Source organism: Brachybacterium ginsengisoli (assembly GCF_002407065.1).
Lineage (GTDB): Bacteria > Actinomycetota > Actinomycetes > Actinomycetales > Dermabacteraceae > Brachybacterium > Brachybacterium ginsengisoli.
Genome location: NZ_CP023564.1, coordinates 136249 through 151733 on the forward strand (window position 1 = coordinate 136249; position 15485 = coordinate 151733).

At 72.4% G+C, this 15485-nt stretch carries 15 protein-coding genes; 9 read left to right on the plus strand and 6 right to left on the minus strand.

Annotated features, from left to right (window positions below):
- The first annotated feature begins 127 nt into the window (after positions 1–127).
- The 8 genes from hutU to CFK41_RS00710 all read left to right on the plus strand — a co-directional run bounded on the left by hutU (position 128) and on the right by CFK41_RS00710 (position 10557).
- Positions 128–1810, plus strand: coding sequence for a urocanate hydratase (gene hutU, locus CFK41_RS00675; RefSeq protein ID WP_096797931.1), 1683 nt, complete (start codon positions 128–130; stop codon positions 1808–1810).
- 35 nt (positions 1811–1845) lie between these two features.
- Positions 1846–3108, plus strand: coding sequence for an amidohydrolase family protein (locus CFK41_RS00680; RefSeq protein WP_096797932.1), 1263 nt, complete (start codon positions 1846–1848; stop codon positions 3106–3108).
- Positions 3109–3195: 87 nt separating this feature from the next.
- Complete coding sequence (locus CFK41_RS00685) at positions 3196–4620, plus strand: YjiH family protein (protein ID WP_096797933.1); 1425 nt, start codon at positions 3196–3198, stop codon at positions 4618–4620.
- 58 nt (positions 4621–4678) lie between these two features.
- Positions 4679–6220, plus strand: a complete 1542-nt coding sequence (hutH, locus tag CFK41_RS00690; protein WP_096797934.1) for a histidine ammonia-lyase — start codon at positions 4679–4681, stop codon at positions 6218–6220.
- Positions 6221–6390: 170 nt separating this feature from the next.
- Positions 6391–7392 (plus strand): TerC family protein, encoded by a 1002-nt coding sequence (locus CFK41_RS00695; RefSeq protein ID WP_096797935.1) that lies wholly within the window; start codon positions 6391–6393, stop codon positions 7390–7392.
- A 339-nt stretch (positions 7393–7731) separates the two neighbouring features.
- Positions 7732–9123 carry a TerC family protein gene (locus CFK41_RS00700; protein WP_096797936.1) on the plus strand — a complete coding sequence of 464 codons (1392 nt, stop codon included), beginning with the start codon at positions 7732–7734 and terminating at the stop codon, positions 9121–9123.
- Between the two features lie 150 nt (positions 9124–9273).
- Positions 9274–9447 carry a hypothetical protein gene (locus CFK41_RS17875; protein ID WP_169928762.1) on the plus strand — a complete coding sequence of 58 codons (174 nt, stop codon included), beginning with the start codon at positions 9274–9276 and terminating at the stop codon, positions 9445–9447.
- 171 nt (positions 9448–9618) lie between these two features.
- The gene (locus tag CFK41_RS00710) at positions 9619–10557 is read left to right on the plus strand and encodes a CPBP family intramembrane glutamic endopeptidase (RefSeq protein WP_096797938.1); all 939 of its coding nucleotides are present in this window, start codon (positions 9619–9621) and stop codon (positions 10555–10557) included.
- Positions 10558–10690: 133 nt separating this feature from the next.
- On the opposite strand, the gene CFK41_RS00715 is transcribed toward CFK41_RS00710, so the two are convergent.
- Positions 10691–11305: a TetR/AcrR family transcriptional regulator gene (locus CFK41_RS00715; protein WP_096797939.1), complete on the minus strand. Its 615-nt coding sequence runs from the start codon at positions 11303–11305 to the stop codon at positions 10691–10693.
- Positions 11306–11402: 97 nt separating this feature from the next.
- Here CFK41_RS00715 and CFK41_RS00720 point away from each other — a divergent pair, with 97 nt between their 5' ends.
- Complete coding sequence (locus tag CFK41_RS00720; RefSeq protein ID WP_096797940.1) at positions 11403–12191, plus strand: SDR family oxidoreductase; 789 nt, start codon at positions 11403–11405, stop codon at positions 12189–12191.
- Positions 12192–12263: 72 nt separating this feature from the next.
- On the opposite strand, the gene CFK41_RS00725 is transcribed toward CFK41_RS00720, so the two are convergent.
- The 5 genes from CFK41_RS00725 to CFK41_RS00740 are packed head-to-tail and all read right to left on the minus strand — an operon-like array spanning position 12264 to position 15459.
- A complete protein-coding gene (locus tag CFK41_RS00725; protein WP_096797941.1) occupies positions 12264–13055 on the minus strand; it encodes an SDR family oxidoreductase in 792 nt (263 codons plus the stop codon).
- 60 nt (positions 13056–13115) lie between these two features.
- On the minus strand, positions 13116–13673 hold the full coding sequence (locus CFK41_RS00730) for a DUF488 domain-containing protein (protein WP_227873148.1): 558 nt from the start codon (positions 13671–13673) through the stop codon (positions 13116–13118).
- Entirely contained in the window at positions 13670–13900 is a 231-nt protein-coding gene (locus tag CFK41_RS18085; RefSeq protein WP_227873149.1) for a hypothetical protein, read from the minus strand. The genes CFK41_RS00730 and CFK41_RS18085 overlap by 4 nt, the downstream gene beginning before the upstream one ends.
- Positions 13887–14492: a cysteine hydrolase family protein gene (locus tag CFK41_RS00735; protein ID WP_096797943.1), complete on the minus strand. Its 606-nt coding sequence runs from the start codon at positions 14490–14492 to the stop codon at positions 13887–13889. The genes CFK41_RS18085 and CFK41_RS00735 overlap by 14 nt, the downstream gene beginning before the upstream one ends.
- Positions 14476–15459 carry a DMT family transporter gene (locus CFK41_RS00740; RefSeq protein ID WP_096797944.1) on the minus strand — a complete coding sequence of 328 codons (984 nt, stop codon included), beginning with the start codon at positions 15457–15459 and terminating at the stop codon, positions 14476–14478. Before CFK41_RS00740 ends, CFK41_RS00735 begins: the two co-directional genes overlap by 17 nt.
- Positions 15460–15485 lie beyond the last annotated feature (26 nt).

Sequence of the window (15485 nt, forward strand, 5' to 3'; positions counted from 1 at the left end):
TCGGCCCGCCGGAGCGGAGCCCCCTGTCCGGGATGCCGGACAGCATGGGCCGGGACCCCCTCGACCCGCGGTCGCGGGGGTGGTGTCCTGGCAGGACGCCAGCAGCCCCCGACCCCAGGAGCCAGTGATGTCCCTCCCCGGAGCCCGCCCCGTCCGCGCCGACCGCGGCACCGACCTCAGCGCCAAGTCCTGGCAGACCGAGGCCCCGCTGCGCATGCTCATGAACAACCTCGACCCCGAGGTCGCCGAGCGTCCCGACGACCTCGTCGTCTACGGCGGCACCGGCCGCGCCGCGCGCTCCTGGGAGGCGTTCGACGCGATCGTCGAGACCCTGAAGGGCCTCGAGGACGACGAGACCCTGCTGGTCCAGTCCGGCAAGCCCGTCGGCGTGCTGCGCACCCACGAGTGGGCCCCGCGCGTGCTGCTCGCGAACTCCAACCTCGTGGGCGACTGGGCGACCTGGCCCGAGTTCCGCCGGCTCGAGGCCGAGGGCCTCATGATGTACGGCCAGATGACCGCCGGGTCCTGGATCTACATCGCCACCCAGGGCATCCTCCAGGGCACCTACGAGACCTTCGCGGCCGTGGCCCAGAAGCGCTTCGGCGGCACCCTCGCCGGCACCATCACCCTCACCGGCGGCTGCGGCGGCATGGGCGGCGCGCAGCCGCTCGCCGTCACCCTCAACGACGGCGTGTGCCTGGTCGTGGACGTGGACCGCGCCCGCCTCGAGCGCCGCGTCGCCAAGCGCTACTGCCACGAGATCGCCGACGACCTCCACGACGCGATCGCCCGCGCCAACGCCGCGAAGGCCGAGAAGCGCGGCCTCTCGATCGGGATCGTCGGCAACGCCGCCGACGTCTTCCCCGCGCTGCTCGAGCGCCATAAGGCCGGTGACCTGCACATCGACGTGGTCACCGACCAGACCTCCGCCCACGACCCGCTGAGCTACCTGCCCACCGAGATCACCGTCGAGGACTGGCAGCGCGAGGCCGCGGCCGACGAGGAGGGCTTCACCAAGAAGGCCCGCGAGTCGATGGCTCGCCAAGTCCAGGCCATGGTCGAGTTCCAGGACGCCGGCGCCGAGGTGTTCGACTACGGCAACTCGATCCGCGACGAGGCCCGCCACGCCGGCTACGACCGCGCCTTCGAGTTCCCCGGCTTCGTCCCCGCCTACATCCGCCCGCTCTTCTGCGAGGGCCTCGGCCCGTTCCGGTGGGTGGCGCTCTCCGGCGACCCCGAGGACATCGCCGTCACCGACGCGGCGCTCAAGGAGCTCTTCCCCGAGAACGAGCACCTGCACCGCTGGCTCGACGCGGCGGACGAGTTCGTCGAGTTCGAGGGCCTGCCCGCCCGCATCTGCTGGCTCGGCTACGGCGAGCGGCACCAGGCCGGGATGCTCTTCAACCAGCTGGTGGCCGACGGGAAGGTCAAGGCACCGATCGTCATCGGCCGCGACCACCTCGACTCCGGCTCCGTCGCCTCCCCGTATCGCGAGACCGAGTCCATGCTCGACGGCTCCGACGCGATCGCCGACTGGCCGCTGCTGAACGCCCTGACCTCGACGTCCTCGGGCGCCACCTGGGTCTCGATCCACCACGGCGGCGGCGTGGGCATCGGCCGCTCGATCCACGCCGGCCAGGTGGGCGTCGCCGACGGCACCGACCTCGCGCGCCAGAAGCTCGAGCGCCTGCTCACCAACGACCCCGCCATGGGCGTGATCCGCCACGTCGACGCCGGCTACTCGCGCGCCGACCAGGTGGCCCATGAGCGCGGCGTGCGGGTGCCCATGACCCCCACGCACCGCGACTGACCCGTCCCCGCCCTCACCCCGTAGGAGGCCCTGGCATGACGAGCACCCTGATCACCGGCATCTCGGAGCTGTGGACCCTCGACCCGGCGCTGGACGACCCCGCCCGCCCGGGCGAGGTCACGGGCGCCCAGGTGCTCCGCGACGCCGCCCTGGTCATCGAGGACGGACGCATCGCCTGGACCGGCTCCGCCGCGCAGGCGCCGGCCGCCGATGACGCGGAGGACCTCGGCGGCCGGGCCGTGCTGCCCGGCTGGGTCGACTCCCACTCCCACCTCGTCTTCGACGGCGACCGCGCCGCCGAGTTCGAGGCCCGGATGGCGGGGGAGTCGTACTCCGCCGGCGGCATCGGCGTCACCACCGACGCCACCCGCTCCGCAACCGACGAGCGCCTGGACGCCCTGGTCCGGGGGCGGATCGCCGAGGCCGTCGCGGGCGGTACCACCTGCCTGGAGACCAAGACCGGGTACGGGCTGACCGTCCAGGACGAGCTGCGGGCCGCCCGCCTGCTCTCGGCCCTGATCGCCGAGGGCGAGCTCGACGAGGCCACCTTCCTCGGCGCCCACCTCGTGCCGCGCGAGTACTCGGGCAGGGCTGAGGAGTACGTCGACCTGGTCATCGGCGAGATGCTCGCCGCCGTCGCCCCGCACGTGCGCTGGATCGACGTGTTCTGCGAGGCCGGCGCCTTCGATCCCGAGCAGTCCGAGCGGGTGCTGCGCGCCGGCGCCGCGGCGGGCCTGGGCCTGCGCGTGCACGGCAACCAGCTGGGCCGCTCGGGCGGCGTCGCGCTCGCCGCCGAGCTCGGGGCCGCGAGCGTGGACCACGTCAACCACCTCGGAGCGGCCGACGTCGAGGCCCTCGCCGTGACCGCCGCCCGCCCCACCGCCCCCGGGGACGGCCCCGGCCGCCTCGCCGTCGACGCGGGGCCGACGGTCGCGACCGTCCTTCCGGCCTGCGATCTCTCCACCCGCGCCCCGCTCGCCCCCGCTCGCGAGCTGCTCGACGCGGGCGCCTCCGTCGCGCTCGCCAGCAACTGCAACCCCGGCACGAGCTACACCAGCTCGATGAGCTTCTGCGTCACCATCGCGGTGCTGCAGATGCACCTCTCGCTCGCCGAAGCGCTCCGCGCCGCCACCCGCGGCGGGGCGCTCGCCCTGCGGCGCGCGGACGTCGGCCACCTCGGGATCGGCGCGCGCGCCGACCTGCACGTGCTCGACGCCCCCGCCGCGATCCACCTGGCCTACCGGCCCGGCATGCCCCTCACCCATCAGGTGTGGCGGGCCGGGAGGCGGCGCGCCTGACCCCGGGGCCCGCCTCTCCCGTCGCTCCCGGCCGTCGCCCGGCAGTCCCCCCGCACCCCTCCCTCCCCTCACGAAAGGACGATCTCGATGATGACGACGTCCGACGCAGTCCCGGCTCCCGACCGCCAGGGCCGCCGTCCCGCCGACGGCCACCAGCTCTTCGAGAGCTCCGCCGCGGGCCGTGCCCGCTCCGTGATCGGCGTCGACGGCACCGAACGCCCCGTCCCGCCCCGCCGCTGGCGGTTCTTCGTCTACAGCGCCATCGGCCTGGCGATGTTCTTCGTCTCGGTCGAGATCGGCGGGAAGTCCACGATCCTCGTGGACCACGCTCTGACACTCGTGATGTGGGTGCTCGGTGCCGCACTGCCGTGGGTGGTGGTCGCCCTGGTCGCCCTCGGCACCCTCCGTCCCTTCGTCACCGGCTCCTGGCGTCACGGCGCCCTGCGCACGATCTTCGCCCTGGCGAACATCGTGGGCCTCGCGGTCGCGGTGTGCGCGGCGCTCGGCTACTACCCGGGGCCGCTCGGGAATCCGGACATCGGCCCGTTCCTGTGGGAGAAGCTCGGCATCCCCGTGGGCCTCATCGTGCCCGTCGGCGCCGTGTTCCTCGCCCTGCTGATCAACTATGGGCTGATGGAGTTCATCGGCGTGCTCGTCCAGCCGATCATGCGGCCCGTGTGGAAGGTGCCGGGCCGCGCGGCGGTCGACGCCGTCGCCTCCTTCGTCGGCTCCTACTCGCTGGCCCTGCTGATCACCGACCGCGTCTACCGCGAGGGGCGGTACACCGGCAAGGAGGCCGCGATCATCGCGACCGGCTTCTCCACGGTCTCCGCGACCTTCATGGTCATCGTGGCCAGCACGCTGGACCTCATGGAGCACTGGACGCTCTACTTCCTCCTCACCTTCGCCGTGACCTTCGCGGTCACCGCGATCACGGTGCGGATCCCGCCGCTCAGCCGCGTGGCGGACGACCCCTTCGAGGGCGTGGAGCACCTGGCCGAGCCCGTCTCCCGGGGACATCGCCTGCGCCAGGCCTGGGACGAGGCGATGCGCGCCCTCGCCGGTGCCCCCGGTGTGGTCGCCGGCAGCTGGGCGACCTTCAAGGACGGCGTGCTGATGGCTGCCGCGATCGTCCCCTCGATCCTCTCGATCGGGCTGGCGGGCCTGCTCCTGGCCACCTACACCCCGGTGTTCGATCTGATCGGCTGGCTCTTCGTGCCCATCGCCTGGCTGGTGCAGCTGCCGGATCCGGCGCTCGCCGGCAAGGCCGTCGCGGTGGGCATCGCCGAGATGTTCCTCCCGGCCACCGTGGTCGCCGGGCACGAGTCCGAGGTGCTGCGCTTCACCGTGGGCGTCACCGCCGTCTCCCAGATCGTGTTCTTCTCCGCGCTGGTGCCCTCCGTCCTGGCCACGCGGATCCCGGTGAACGTGGGCCAGCTGGTGGTGCTGTGGTTCGTGCGCGTGGTGCTCACGATCCTGATCACCGCACCGCTCGCGCACCTTCTGCTCTGACCCACCTGCGCACCTTCTCCTCCGACCCTCCCGCCACCCCGCTCCCGAAAGGACCCCCATGACCAGCCCCGTCGTCCTCGCCTCCTCCGGTCTCACCGCCGCCGACGTCCTCGCCGTCGCCCGCGGCCGGGCCCGCGTCGACCTCGACCCCGCAGCCCGAGCGCAGGTCGACGCGGTGCGCGAGCACATCGATGCCCTCGCCGCCCCCGGTCATGCCCCGGTGTACGGGGTCTCCACCGGCTTCGGCGCCCTCGCCGACACCGCGATCGAGCCGTCCATGCGCCACGCCCTGCAGCGCTCCCTGATCCGCTCCCACGCCGCGGGCGCCGGCCCCGAGGTCGAGACCGAGGTGGTGCGCGCCCTCATGCTGCTGCGCGCCCGCACCCTCGCCTCCGGCCGCACCGGCGTGCGCCCCGTGGTGGTCGAGACCATGCTCGCGCTGCTGAACGCGCAGATCACCCCGATCGTCCACGAGTACGGCTCCCTGGGCTGCTCCGGCGACCTCGCCCCGCTGTCCCACTGCGCGATCGTGCTCATGGGGGAGGGGCGGGCCCGCGACCGCGACGGCGTGGAGCGCCCCGTGCCCGAGCTGCTGGCCGAGGCCGGGATCGCTCCCGTCCTGCTCGAGGAGAAGGAGGGCCTGGCCCTCATCAACGGCACCGACGGCATGCTCGGCATGCTGCTGATGGCGATCGCCGACCTCGACGACCTGGTGCGCACCGCGGACCTCACCACGGCCCTGTCCGTGCAGGGGCTGCGCGGTCGTGACAGCGTGTTCAAGCCCGAGCTGCACTTCCCGCTGCGGCCCCATCCCGGTCAGGAGGCGTCGGCCGCGAACATCCTCGCCCTGCTCGAGGACTCGCCGATCATCGCCGATGTCGCCGCCGAGGGCTCTCGCGTGCAGGACGCCTACTCGCTGCGCTGCGCCCCGCAGGTCGCCGGCGGCGTGCGCGACACGATCGAGCACGCGCGCACCGTCGCGCTGCGCGAGCTCGACGCCGCGATCGACAACCCCGTCGTGCTCCCGGACGGCACCGTCACCTCGAACGGCAACTTCCACGGCGCGCCCGTGGCCTACGTGCTCGACTTCCTGGCCGTGGTCAGCGCCGATCTCGCCTCCATCGCCGAGCGGCGCACCGATCGGATGCTCGACACGTCCCGCTCCCACGGCCTGCCGCCGTTCCTGGCCGACGACCCCGGCGTGGACTCCGGCTTCATGATCGCCCAGTACACCCAGGCCGGGCTGGTCTCGGACATGAAGCGCCTCGCGGTGCCCGCGAGCGTGGACTCGATCCCGTCCTCCGCGATGCAGGAGGACCACGTCTCGATGGGCTGGCACGCCGCCCGCAAGCTGCGCACGAGCGTCGAGAACCTGCGCCGCGTGCTCGCGATCGAGCTGCTCACCGCCGCCCGTGCTATCGACCTGCGCCCCCTGGGGCCGTCGCCCGCCTCCGCCGCCGCGATGGCCGTGCTGCGCCGCACCGTCGAGGGCCCCGGCCCGGACCGCTTCCTCGCCCCCGACATCGCCGAGGCCGAGGCGCGGCTGCTCGACGGCAGCGTGCTCGCGGCCGTCGAGGAGGTCGTCGGGCGTCTGCGATGAGCGGGACCTCACCGCACGAGACGGGGTGCGCGGGCGGGTCGGCAGAGTAGCCTGGCACGCGCAGCCCGCTGTCGGCCCGGTCATCGCACCGGGTCCGGCCCCGGACCTCCGGACGCCGACCCGGCGGGCTGCCATCCCGTCCCCACCCCGAAGACGCTGAAAGTAGACCCATGGGAGAACTCCACCTCGGATTCGAGATCACGGCCCTCGTCGTGCTCTGCGTCATCCTCGTGGCCGATCTGCTGATCGTCCTCAAGCGCCCCCACCTGCCCTCCATGAAGGAGTGCGCGGCCTGGATCGGCTTCTACGTGGGCCTCGCCCTGGTCTTCGCCCTGGTGCTGCTCTTCGTGGGCGGCATGAAGCCCGCCTCCGAGTTCGTCACCGGCTGGCTGCTCGAGTACTCCCTGAGCATCGACAACCTCTTCGTCTTCATCATCATCATGGCGAAGTTCGGTGTGCCGAGGAAGTACCAGCAGGAAGCGCTGATGGTGGGCATCATCATCGCCCTCATCGCCCGCGGCCTGTTCATCCTCGCGGGCTCGGTGATCATCGAGCACTTCACCGCGGTCTTCTACGTCTTCGGCATCTTCCTGCTGTGGACGGCGTGGAAGCAGGCCTTCGAGGAGGAGGACGACGGCTCGGACTCCTTCATCATGCGCACGGTGCGGAAGGTCTTCCCGGTCTCCGACGAGTACGAGGGCAACAAGCTCCGCACCGTCGTCGACGGCAAGAAGGTCTTCACCCCGATGCTGCTGGTGTTCATCACCCTCGGCATCACCGATGTCATGTTCGCGCTGGACTCGATCCCGGCGATCTTCGGCGTGACGCGCAACCCGTTCCTGGTCTTCACCGCGAACATCTTCGCCCTGATGGGCCTGCGCCAGCTGTACTTCCTGCTCGGCGGTCTGCTGGAGCGCCTGGCCTACCTGCACTACGGCATCGCCGCGATCCTCGGCTTCATCGGCGTGAAGCTGCTGATCCATGCGATCCACGAGGCGCCGCTGGACTTCATCCCCGGCTTCGACCTCCTGAAGAAGATCCCCGAGGTGCCGATCTGGCTCTCGCTGGCCTTCATCGTGGTCGCGATGGGCACCGCGGTGCTGGTCTCGATCGTCGCCGCGAACAGGGCGGAGACGCGCGAGGTCGACGAGGGCGCGCCCACCGAGCGCTGAGCGGGGCGCAGGAGCGCGACCCGACTGCACGTCCGGCGGCCGACGCACGGGATCTCCCGTCCGTCGGCCGCCGGGTGGCCCGCGGCCGGGAGGTCCGGGCGGGTGCTGGGCCGCGACACCGCCGCGGCGGGGTGAACCGGCGCTCGTGAGCCCGCTCGCAGGTGCTTCCCAGGGGCCCGGAGCCCCCGGGTAGACTGGGCGACGGCAACGGGGGAGTATCCGCCGCGCTGTGCCCGTCATCACGGGGACCGTCATCGGTCCTCCGGGCGCAGCGGCCCGTCGGAACGCGCGACGGGTGGAGAGACCCGGGTCCTTCACGCGACCCAGGAAAGCAGAACCATGACCGTCTCCCCTCTGGTCTGGATCGTCACCATCGTGGCGGTTCTCGGACTCCTCGCCTTCGACTACATCTTCCATGTGCGCAAGGCGCACATCCCCACGATCCGCGAAGCGGCCGTCTGGTCCGCCATCTACGTGGGCATCGCGCTGCTGTTCGGCGCGGGCGTGTTCCTGTTCGGCGGCAGCACGATGGGCACCGAGTACTTCGCCGGCTACGTCACCGAGAAGGCGCTCTCGGTGGACAACCTCTTCGTCTTCCTCGTGATCATCGGTGCCTTCGCGGTGCCCCGCGAGGACCAGCAGAAGGTGCTGCTGTTCGGCATCACCTTCGCGATCATCGCCCGCTCCGGCATGATCGCGATCGGCGCGGCCGCGATCGACGCCTTCGCCGCGGTCTTCTACCTCTTCGGTGCGATCCTGCTGGTCACCGCCGGGAAGATGATCCTCGACGAGCTGAAGGGTGAGGACCACGAGGAGGAGAAGGACAGCTTCTTCGTCCGCGTCATCAAGAAGTACCTGCCGGCGACCGACGAGTACGACGGCGACAAGTTCTTCACCATCGAGAACGGCAAGCGGGTCCTCACCCCGATGCTGCTGGTCATGATCGCCATCGGTGCGACCGACATCCTGTTCGCGCTCGACTCGATCCCCGCGATCTTCGGCCTCACCCAGAACACCTACATCGTGTTCACCGCGACCGTGTTCTCGCTGCTGGGCCTGCGCCAGCTGTACTTCCTCATCGACGGACTGCTGGACCGACTGGTCTACCTCTCCTACGGCCTCTCGATCATCCTCGCCTTCATCGGCGTGAAGCTCGTCGTCCACGCCCTGCACGAGAACGAGCTGAGCTTCATCAACGACGGCGAGGCGGTGCACGCGATCCCGGAGATCACCACTTCCCTCTCGCTCTCCGTCATCGTGGGCGTCCTGGTCATCACGATCCTCGCCTCCCTGCTCTCGCCCAAGGGCCGGGCCCAGGCGGCCGTGAACGACGCGCATCGGGAGGCGCAGGCGTACATCGAGATGACCTACGCCTCCTTCGAGAAGAAGCGCGATGCGATGTACGACCGCATGATCGCGCACGAGAAGATCATCGACGCCCTGCCGGCGAAGTACGAGGACATGGTCGTCGCGGAGAAGAACGTGCGCGAGCTGCTCACGGATGCACACCGCCTCCACGACCAGCGCCTCGCGTTCAACGACCGGGCAGAGCGCTCCGATGAGCAGCCCGAGGGGCTCGTGGTCACCCGCGCCGACGGCACGGTCGCGACCGATCCCAGCGGCAATGTCGTCACGGTCGCCGCCGAGGAGGAGCTGCTCGCGAAGAAGGCGGCCAAGCGCCGCGAGCGCGAGCAGGCCCGCGCCGACCACGCCGCGAACCGCGGCCGCTGACCCCACCCTTCCCTGCCCGCGGCGGCGCCTCCTGCACGAGCAGGAGGCGCCGCCCCGCGGCGTACGCTCGGGAGCATGCAGGTCGTCGAGCGGGGCGCTGGTCCGTCCCGCCGAGGAGCCTGCGACAGGAGCTCGAGGGAGGAGTCCGCGGTGGACGAGGAGACCGAGGCCGCCGGTGAGGCGGCGTGCTGGCTGGGCCTGCTGTGCCCCCAGTGCGGGGCGATGCCCGAGGGTGACGGGCCCCTGGACCCGGAGAGACCCTGCTGGCGCTGCGGCGCCGTCCCGCCGCGGGGCTCCGCCGGCGATTCCGCCGGGGCGGGCTGAGGACCGGGCACCTCGGACCGCCCGGCAGGGCTGGGCGTCGGGCGGGCCCGACCACCAGCCTCGGGCGACCCTGCACCACGGACTCGGGCCGCTCCCCGACCCGGTAGGGGCTGCCTCGACGATCGCTCCGCGACCGGTGACAGCGGGCGCGTGCCGTCGCACCCTCGAACCATGACAGCTCCTCACACGCCCAGCGCTCCGGTCGCCTCTGCCGCGGCGACCCTCCCCGCCTCCGCCGTCGACCGCACCGACCGCCGTCGGGGCCTCCAGCTCGTGCTCGGGATCCTCCTGTTCCTCGGCGCCCAGGTCGTGATGGCGGGCGTGGCCCGTCTCGCGACCGCCGCCGCCGGCGCCCCGGCCGACGCGGGCCCTGCCCCGTGGGCGCTGCTGCTCAGCGCGGTCGTCGGTGCCGCCCTCGCGTTCGGCGGATACCTCCTCATCGTGGGCAGGGTCGGAGGCCGCCCCGGCCTCGCCCTGCGCGGACGCGGCAGGCTCGTCGAGCTCATGGCGGGACTCGCCCTGGGAGTGGGCCTGATCGCGCTCAGCGTGGGCGTGATCACCCTGCTGGGCGGCTACCGGGTCACCGGATTCTCCCCGTCCCCGCAGCTGCTGGTCCCGCTCGCGATCGGTCTCGGCGCCGGGGTGGTCGAGGAGATCGCGTTCCGCGGAGTCGTGCTGCGCGTGCTCGATGCCTGGCTGGGCAGCTGGGCTGCGCTCGCGATCAGCTCCCTCCTCTTCGGCCTGATCCACCTGACGAACCCCGGCGCGTCCCTGGTGACCGCTCTGGGCCTCGTGATCGAGGCGGGGGTCCTGCTGGGCGCCGCCTACCTGCTGACCCGCCGGCTGTGGCTCGCGATCGGGCTCCACATCGCCTGGAACACGGTGCAGGCCGGGGTCTTCTCCTCAGCGGTCTCCGGCACGGGGAAGCAGAACGGCCTCCTGGTCGCCGAGACCACCGGCCCCACGTGGCTGACCGGCGGCGCGATGGGCGTGGAGGGGTCCCTGGTCAGCGTGCTGCTGGGACTCGCGGTGGGCATCGTGATGCTGGTCCTCGCCGCCCGGCGCGGCCACCTGCTGCCCTCGGTGCGGGCGGAGCGCGCCGAGAGCTGAATCCTCGTCAGAGGGTCACAGGGTCACAGGGTCACAGGGTCACAGGGTCACAGGGTCACAGGGTCACAGGGTCACCGGGTCACCGCCGAGCACCCGCTGGTCGTGCGGGGCCCGGTGGCCCACGGCTCGACGGTCAGCCCGTCGGCGTGCTGAGCCCGAGGTCGTGCTCGGCGCTGCCCACGCCGCGGAGCAGGGTCTGCAGGACGAGGTTCGCCCGGTGGGCGGAGTCCTCGCCCTCGGGTCGTGCGGTGGCCGCCTCGTGGAGCAGGGCCATGTACACGTCGCGCGTCCACCGCAGGTCGGTCCCGGGGCGCAGGAGTCCGGCCTCGAGGGACCGCTGCAGGAGGGAGTCCAGCGCGGCGATGCTGTCAGGGTCGACCCCTCGGGCTCCCTCGCCGCCCTGGTCGACGAACTGCCAGGACGCCCGCCAGTCGACCTTGAGATCGAGCGTGGCGACGGTGAGCTGGTACAGGGCGGCCAGGGGCGGCGCCGTCCCGACGTTCGCGCCGGCGATGGCCTCGCGCAGCTTCGCATTGACCGCGTCGACGAGGGCATCCCGCAGCTCCTCCCTCGAGGAGAAGCGCCGATGCACCGTCGTGCGCGCGACGCCGGCCGCCGCGGCCACAGCGGCGAGGCTCGCCGTGGGGTCCGCGGCGAACACGCGCTCCGCGGCCTCGAGGATGCGGGCGATCGAGTTCTCCGCGTCGGCGCGGAGCGGCCGTGGTGAGCTCTGAGGATTCTCCGACATAAGGGAGATTGTACAGTCCTATATGTTGACCTAACTGTATCAGCTGTGTTGCAGTTAGGTCGTCGGCGTCCGGCCGACCTCACGGAAGGAAGACATCATGGATCTCCAGCTCTCGGGCAGAACCGCCCTCGTCACCGGTGCGAGCAGAGGAATGGGACTGGAGGTCGTGCGCGTCCTCCAGGAGGAGGGCGTCACGGTCGTCACCGCCTCGCGCTCGGTCACACCGGAGCTCGCCGGGACCGGAGCGACGCCTCTGCTCGGCGACCTCTCCCAGCCCGATGTCCCGGCGCGGATCGTGGCCGAGGCGCTCGAGGTCACGGGAACGCTGGACATCCTGGTCAACAACGTCGGCGGTGGCGACGCGGGCGCTCCTGGAACAGGCTTCCTCGGCTTCTCCGAGCAGGCATGGGCCTCCACCTTCGCGCTGAACCTCTTCGCGGCCGTGCGGACCACGCGCGCCGCTCTGCCCGCCCTGCTGGCGTCGCGCGGGGCCGTCGTGAACGTCTCGTCCGACAGCGCTCGTCGACCGCATACCGCACCGCTGCCGTACGGCGCGGCGAAGGCGGCGCTCAACGCGGTGACGAAGGGGCTGTCCGAGGAGTTCGGCCCCCAGGGGGTGCGGTTCAACACCGTGTCGCCGTCGTCGACCCGCACCGCTCTGTGGGAAGGGGAGCAGAGCTTCGGCGCCGACCTCGCGCAGTCGATGGACCTCACGCAGGAGGAGCTGATCGCCGCCCTCCCGTCGCAGATGGGGATGCTGACCGGTCGATTCATCGAGCCCCGCGAGATCGCGACGACGATCGTCCATCTGGTCTCGCCGCTCGCGGCCAGCGTGCACGGCGCCACCTGGGTCGTCGATGCCGGGGTCTCCAAGACCGTCGCGTAGAACGGCGACGCTCCGCCTGCTCCGTCCGCTCCTTCCGCTCCGCCTGCTCCGCGGCCTGAGCGCCCTGCGGCCTCAGAGCGCCGGCGTCGCGAACCCGCCGTTGGAGTACAGCAGCTGGCCGCGGATCCAGGCGCCCCGCTCGGAGACGAGGAAGCGCACCAGGTCCGCGACGGTGTCCGTGCCTCCGAGGTGCCCGGCGGGAGTGGCCGCCGCCCCGGAGGCGCGGATCTCGTCGTCCATCCATCCGGTGTCGATCGGCCCGGGGTTGATCACGTTGGTGCGGATCCCGCGGTCGGCGAGCTCGTGCGTGCCGGCCAGGACCAGCCGGTCCAGCGCCCCCTTGGTGGAGCCGTAGGGGAGGTTGTGCACGGTGTGGTCGCTGGTCAGGGAGATGACCGCGCCGCCCGGGGTGTCCGTGCCGGGCTCGACCTGCTCGGCGAAGGCCTTCATCAGCAGCCAGGTGGCGCGCACGTTGACGGCGTAGTGGCGGTCGAAGCTCTCCACGGTGGTGTCCAGGATCGAGGAGTCCACCGACTCGCAGTGGCAGGTCACGAGCGCTCCCAGCGGGCCCAGCGCCTCGCGGGCGGCGGTGACGAGCGCGGGCGGGACCGCGGGGTCCTCGAGGTCGCCGGGCAGCAGCTCCACCCGTCGGCCGAGAGCGCGCAGCTCCTCGGCGAGCAGCTCGACATCCGCGTCCTCGCCCAGCACGCGGCGGTCATAGGGTGCGTGATAGCTCAGGGCCAGGTCGACACCGTCGGCGGCGAGGCCTCGGGCGATCGCCGCGGCGATCCCGCGACGCCGGCCCACGCCGGTGAGCAGGGCGGTGCGGGGCAGGACGGCGGCGGGCGAGGCGGAGGAGTGCATGACGCCGACGCTAAGGTCGCCCGGCCGGTGGGGCAAGCGGATTTCTCGGCGTGCGCCAGGTCAGGCGGGCTCCGCGCCGTCCCACACCACGTGCCGGTCCTCGTCCAGGCGGGCGCCCTCGCTGGGTTCATGCGGCCGCTGCTGCCCGGAGTGCATCAGGTCGAGCACCTCGGCCCCGTGCTCGAGCAGCATGACATCGGCGATCAGCCGTCGGTGGCATCGCCACCACACGGCCTCCGAGCACATCACCGCCGTCCGGGCGCGGGAGACGTCGGCTCGCAGCTCCTCCAGGCCCGCGCGGAACTCCTCGCTGCGGGTCCATCCGGCGTAGGCGCGGAACTGGGCGACGCGCCACCAGGTGTCGGGGGAGGCGGCCTCCTCCTCCGCGGTGAGTCGGCGCCGCCCGCCGAGCCGTTCGTCCCAGCGGTGCTCGATGCCGGCCTCGGTGCAGATCTCCTCGATCGCTCCGCGTGCAGCGGCGTCGTTCGTCCGGGAGCCGGGGTGGCGGCGCACGTCCACGAGCCGCGCGATGCCGGCGCCGGTGAGGAGGGCGGCGAGCTCTTCCCGCTCGAGCCGGCCGTGCCCGAGGGTGAGCAATGTGCCGTGACCCCCGCTCACGCCGTGGCGCTGGAGAGGCGCAGCGCGCCCGGATCGAACAGCTCGATCTTCCCGCACGAGGTGCAGGAGAGCACCGTGGCCTCCGGGCTGAACGCGTCCACGCCGAACAGGGTCGCGGTGCCGCTGCTCAGCACGATGTTCCGGGACCAGAACCATCCCTGGCCGCAGTGGCCGCAGGTCACGGTGCGCTCGCCCGCGACCGCCCAGACGGGCTCATTCGTCGACATCGTCGGTCCTCCCGCAGATCGGCTCCGCGCCGCCGAGGAGGGCGGTGGTGGTCAGGTCCACCTGGGGCGGGAACAGCCCCAGGGTGTGCAGCGCGGCCGCGCCGTTCTCGGCGCTCGAGGGCGCGCAGGCGTCGGCGACCACGCTGACGCGGGCGCCGGCGTCGGCCGCGGCGAGCACGGTGGTGATCACGCAGCAGTCCGTGGAGACCCCGGCGACCAGCAGGTGGGGTGCGGGGCCGACGATCCCGGCGAGCTGCGGCCCCCACTTCCCGAAGCTCGGCTCGTCCACGGTGGCATGGGCGGTGAGCGCTGCGGCGCCGTCCACCAGCTCGTAGAGCGGATCGGTGGCGGGGACGTCCGCGAAGGGCCAGGCGCGGAAGTACTCGCCCCAGGCGGTGGAGCGGTCGGCGGTGGGCAGCCAGCGGCTGACCAGGGTGCGCTCGGGACCCACCTGCTCGGCGAGCTGCCGGATCCGGGGCCAGGCCTCCGCCCAGAACGGCGAGGCCCAGTCCGAGTCGGGGGCGGCGAAGATCCGCTGCGGGTCCACGATCAGCAGCCAGGGCGCCGGGTGCGGCTCAGGAGCAGGGGGCATGGGCGGGGTCCTCTCCGGGGTGGGCCTCGGGGCACGGCGGGGTCGACGTGGGCTCAGGGTAGTCCGCCCGGCGCCGGGAGCGGAGCGCGGCGATGATCGCCGGCCCCACGGCGGAACCCGCCCCGACCAGGCACAGGCAACCGCCCACGATCGCGAGCGGCGGCGGCACCTCCGCCAGGAGCAGCCAGGCCAGCAGCAGGGTGAGGGCCGGCACCAGCAGGGAGGAGGAGCTCAGCAGGCCCGCCCCGGTGTGGGTCAGGGCGTACCCCCACAGCAGGAACGCGAGGGCGGTGGGGAACACTCCGAGGTACAGCACTCCGAGCACCGCGTCGAGCGGGGCCGCCCGCAGCTCGGTCGCCAGGGCCGGGGCGAAGGGAACGGTCGCGAGCGCCCCGGCGAGCACGCCGATCACCGTCATCGAGGTGGAGTCGACGTGGGCCAGCAGCAGCTTCTGGGCGAGCACGCTGCCGGCATAGAACAGGGCCGCCAGCAGGCCCAGCACCACGCCCAGACCGGAGAGCCCGCCGGTGGAGGCCCCCACCGAGATCAGCACGATGCCGCTGAAGGCGACCAGCACCCCGGCGAGCAGCCGCACCGAGAGGCCCTCGCCGAGCAGCAGCCCGGAGACCACGGCGACGATCAGCGGGGCGAGGTTGACGAGCATCGCGGTGGTGGCGGCGTCGAGGAACAGCTCGGCGGCGCTGAGGACCACGAGGTAGGCCGCGAACCAGGCGACGCCCCAGCCCAGCACCGCCGCCCACAGCCGCAGGCTCCGCGGCATCCGGACCCTGCCCAGGGCCAGCAGGAGCAGCAGCACGATCGAGGCGGCGACCACGCGCAGCAGCGTCATCGCCCCGGGGGAGAAGTCGTTCCCGGCCACGCGGATCACGAGGAAGGACGAGGCCCACATGAGCAGCACCCCGCTCGCGGCGAGCCACGGCAGGGCGGGGTGGGAGGGGACGCGCATGGGTCCATCGTGGACCCTGCGACCCG

Coding starts and splice junctions, on each gene's coding strand:
- CFK41_RS00700 (WP_096797936.1), top strand. CDS start 7,732: ATGACCGTCTCCCCTCTGGTCTGGATCGTCACCATCGTGGCGGTTCTC.
- CFK41_RS00685 (WP_096797933.1), top strand. CDS start 3,196: ATGATGACGACGTCCGACGCAGTCCCGGCTCCCGACCGCCAGGGCCGC.
- CFK41_RS18085 (WP_227873149.1), bottom strand. CDS start 13,900: ATGTCGACGAATGAGCCCGTCTGGGCGGTCGCGGGCGAGCGCACCGTG.
- CFK41_RS00735 (WP_096797943.1), bottom strand. CDS start 14,492: ATGCCCCCTGCTCCTGAGCCGCACCCGGCGCCCTGGCTGCTGATCGTG.
- hutU (WP_096797931.1), top strand. CDS start 128: ATGTCCCTCCCCGGAGCCCGCCCCGTCCGCGCCGACCGCGGCACCGAC.
- CFK41_RS00710 (WP_096797938.1), top strand. CDS start 9,619: ATGACAGCTCCTCACACGCCCAGCGCTCCGGTCGCCTCTGCCGCGGCG.
- CFK41_RS00725 (WP_096797941.1), bottom strand. CDS start 13,055: ATGCACTCCTCCGCCTCGCCCGCCGCCGTCCTGCCCCGCACCGCCCTG.
- CFK41_RS00715 (WP_096797939.1), bottom strand. CDS start 11,305: ATGTCGGAGAATCCTCAGAGCTCACCACGGCCGCTCCGCGCCGACGCG.
- CFK41_RS00740 (WP_096797944.1), bottom strand. CDS start 15,459: ATGCGCGTCCCCTCCCACCCCGCCCTGCCGTGGCTCGCCGCGAGCGGG.
- CFK41_RS00680 (WP_096797932.1), top strand. CDS start 1,846: ATGACGAGCACCCTGATCACCGGCATCTCGGAGCTGTGGACCCTCGAC.
- CFK41_RS00720 (WP_096797940.1), top strand. CDS start 11,403: ATGGATCTCCAGCTCTCGGGCAGAACCGCCCTCGTCACCGGTGCGAGC.
- hutH (WP_096797934.1), top strand. CDS start 4,679: ATGACCAGCCCCGTCGTCCTCGCCTCCTCCGGTCTCACCGCCGCCGAC.
- CFK41_RS00695 (WP_096797935.1), top strand. CDS start 6,391: ATGGGAGAACTCCACCTCGGATTCGAGATCACGGCCCTCGTCGTGCTC.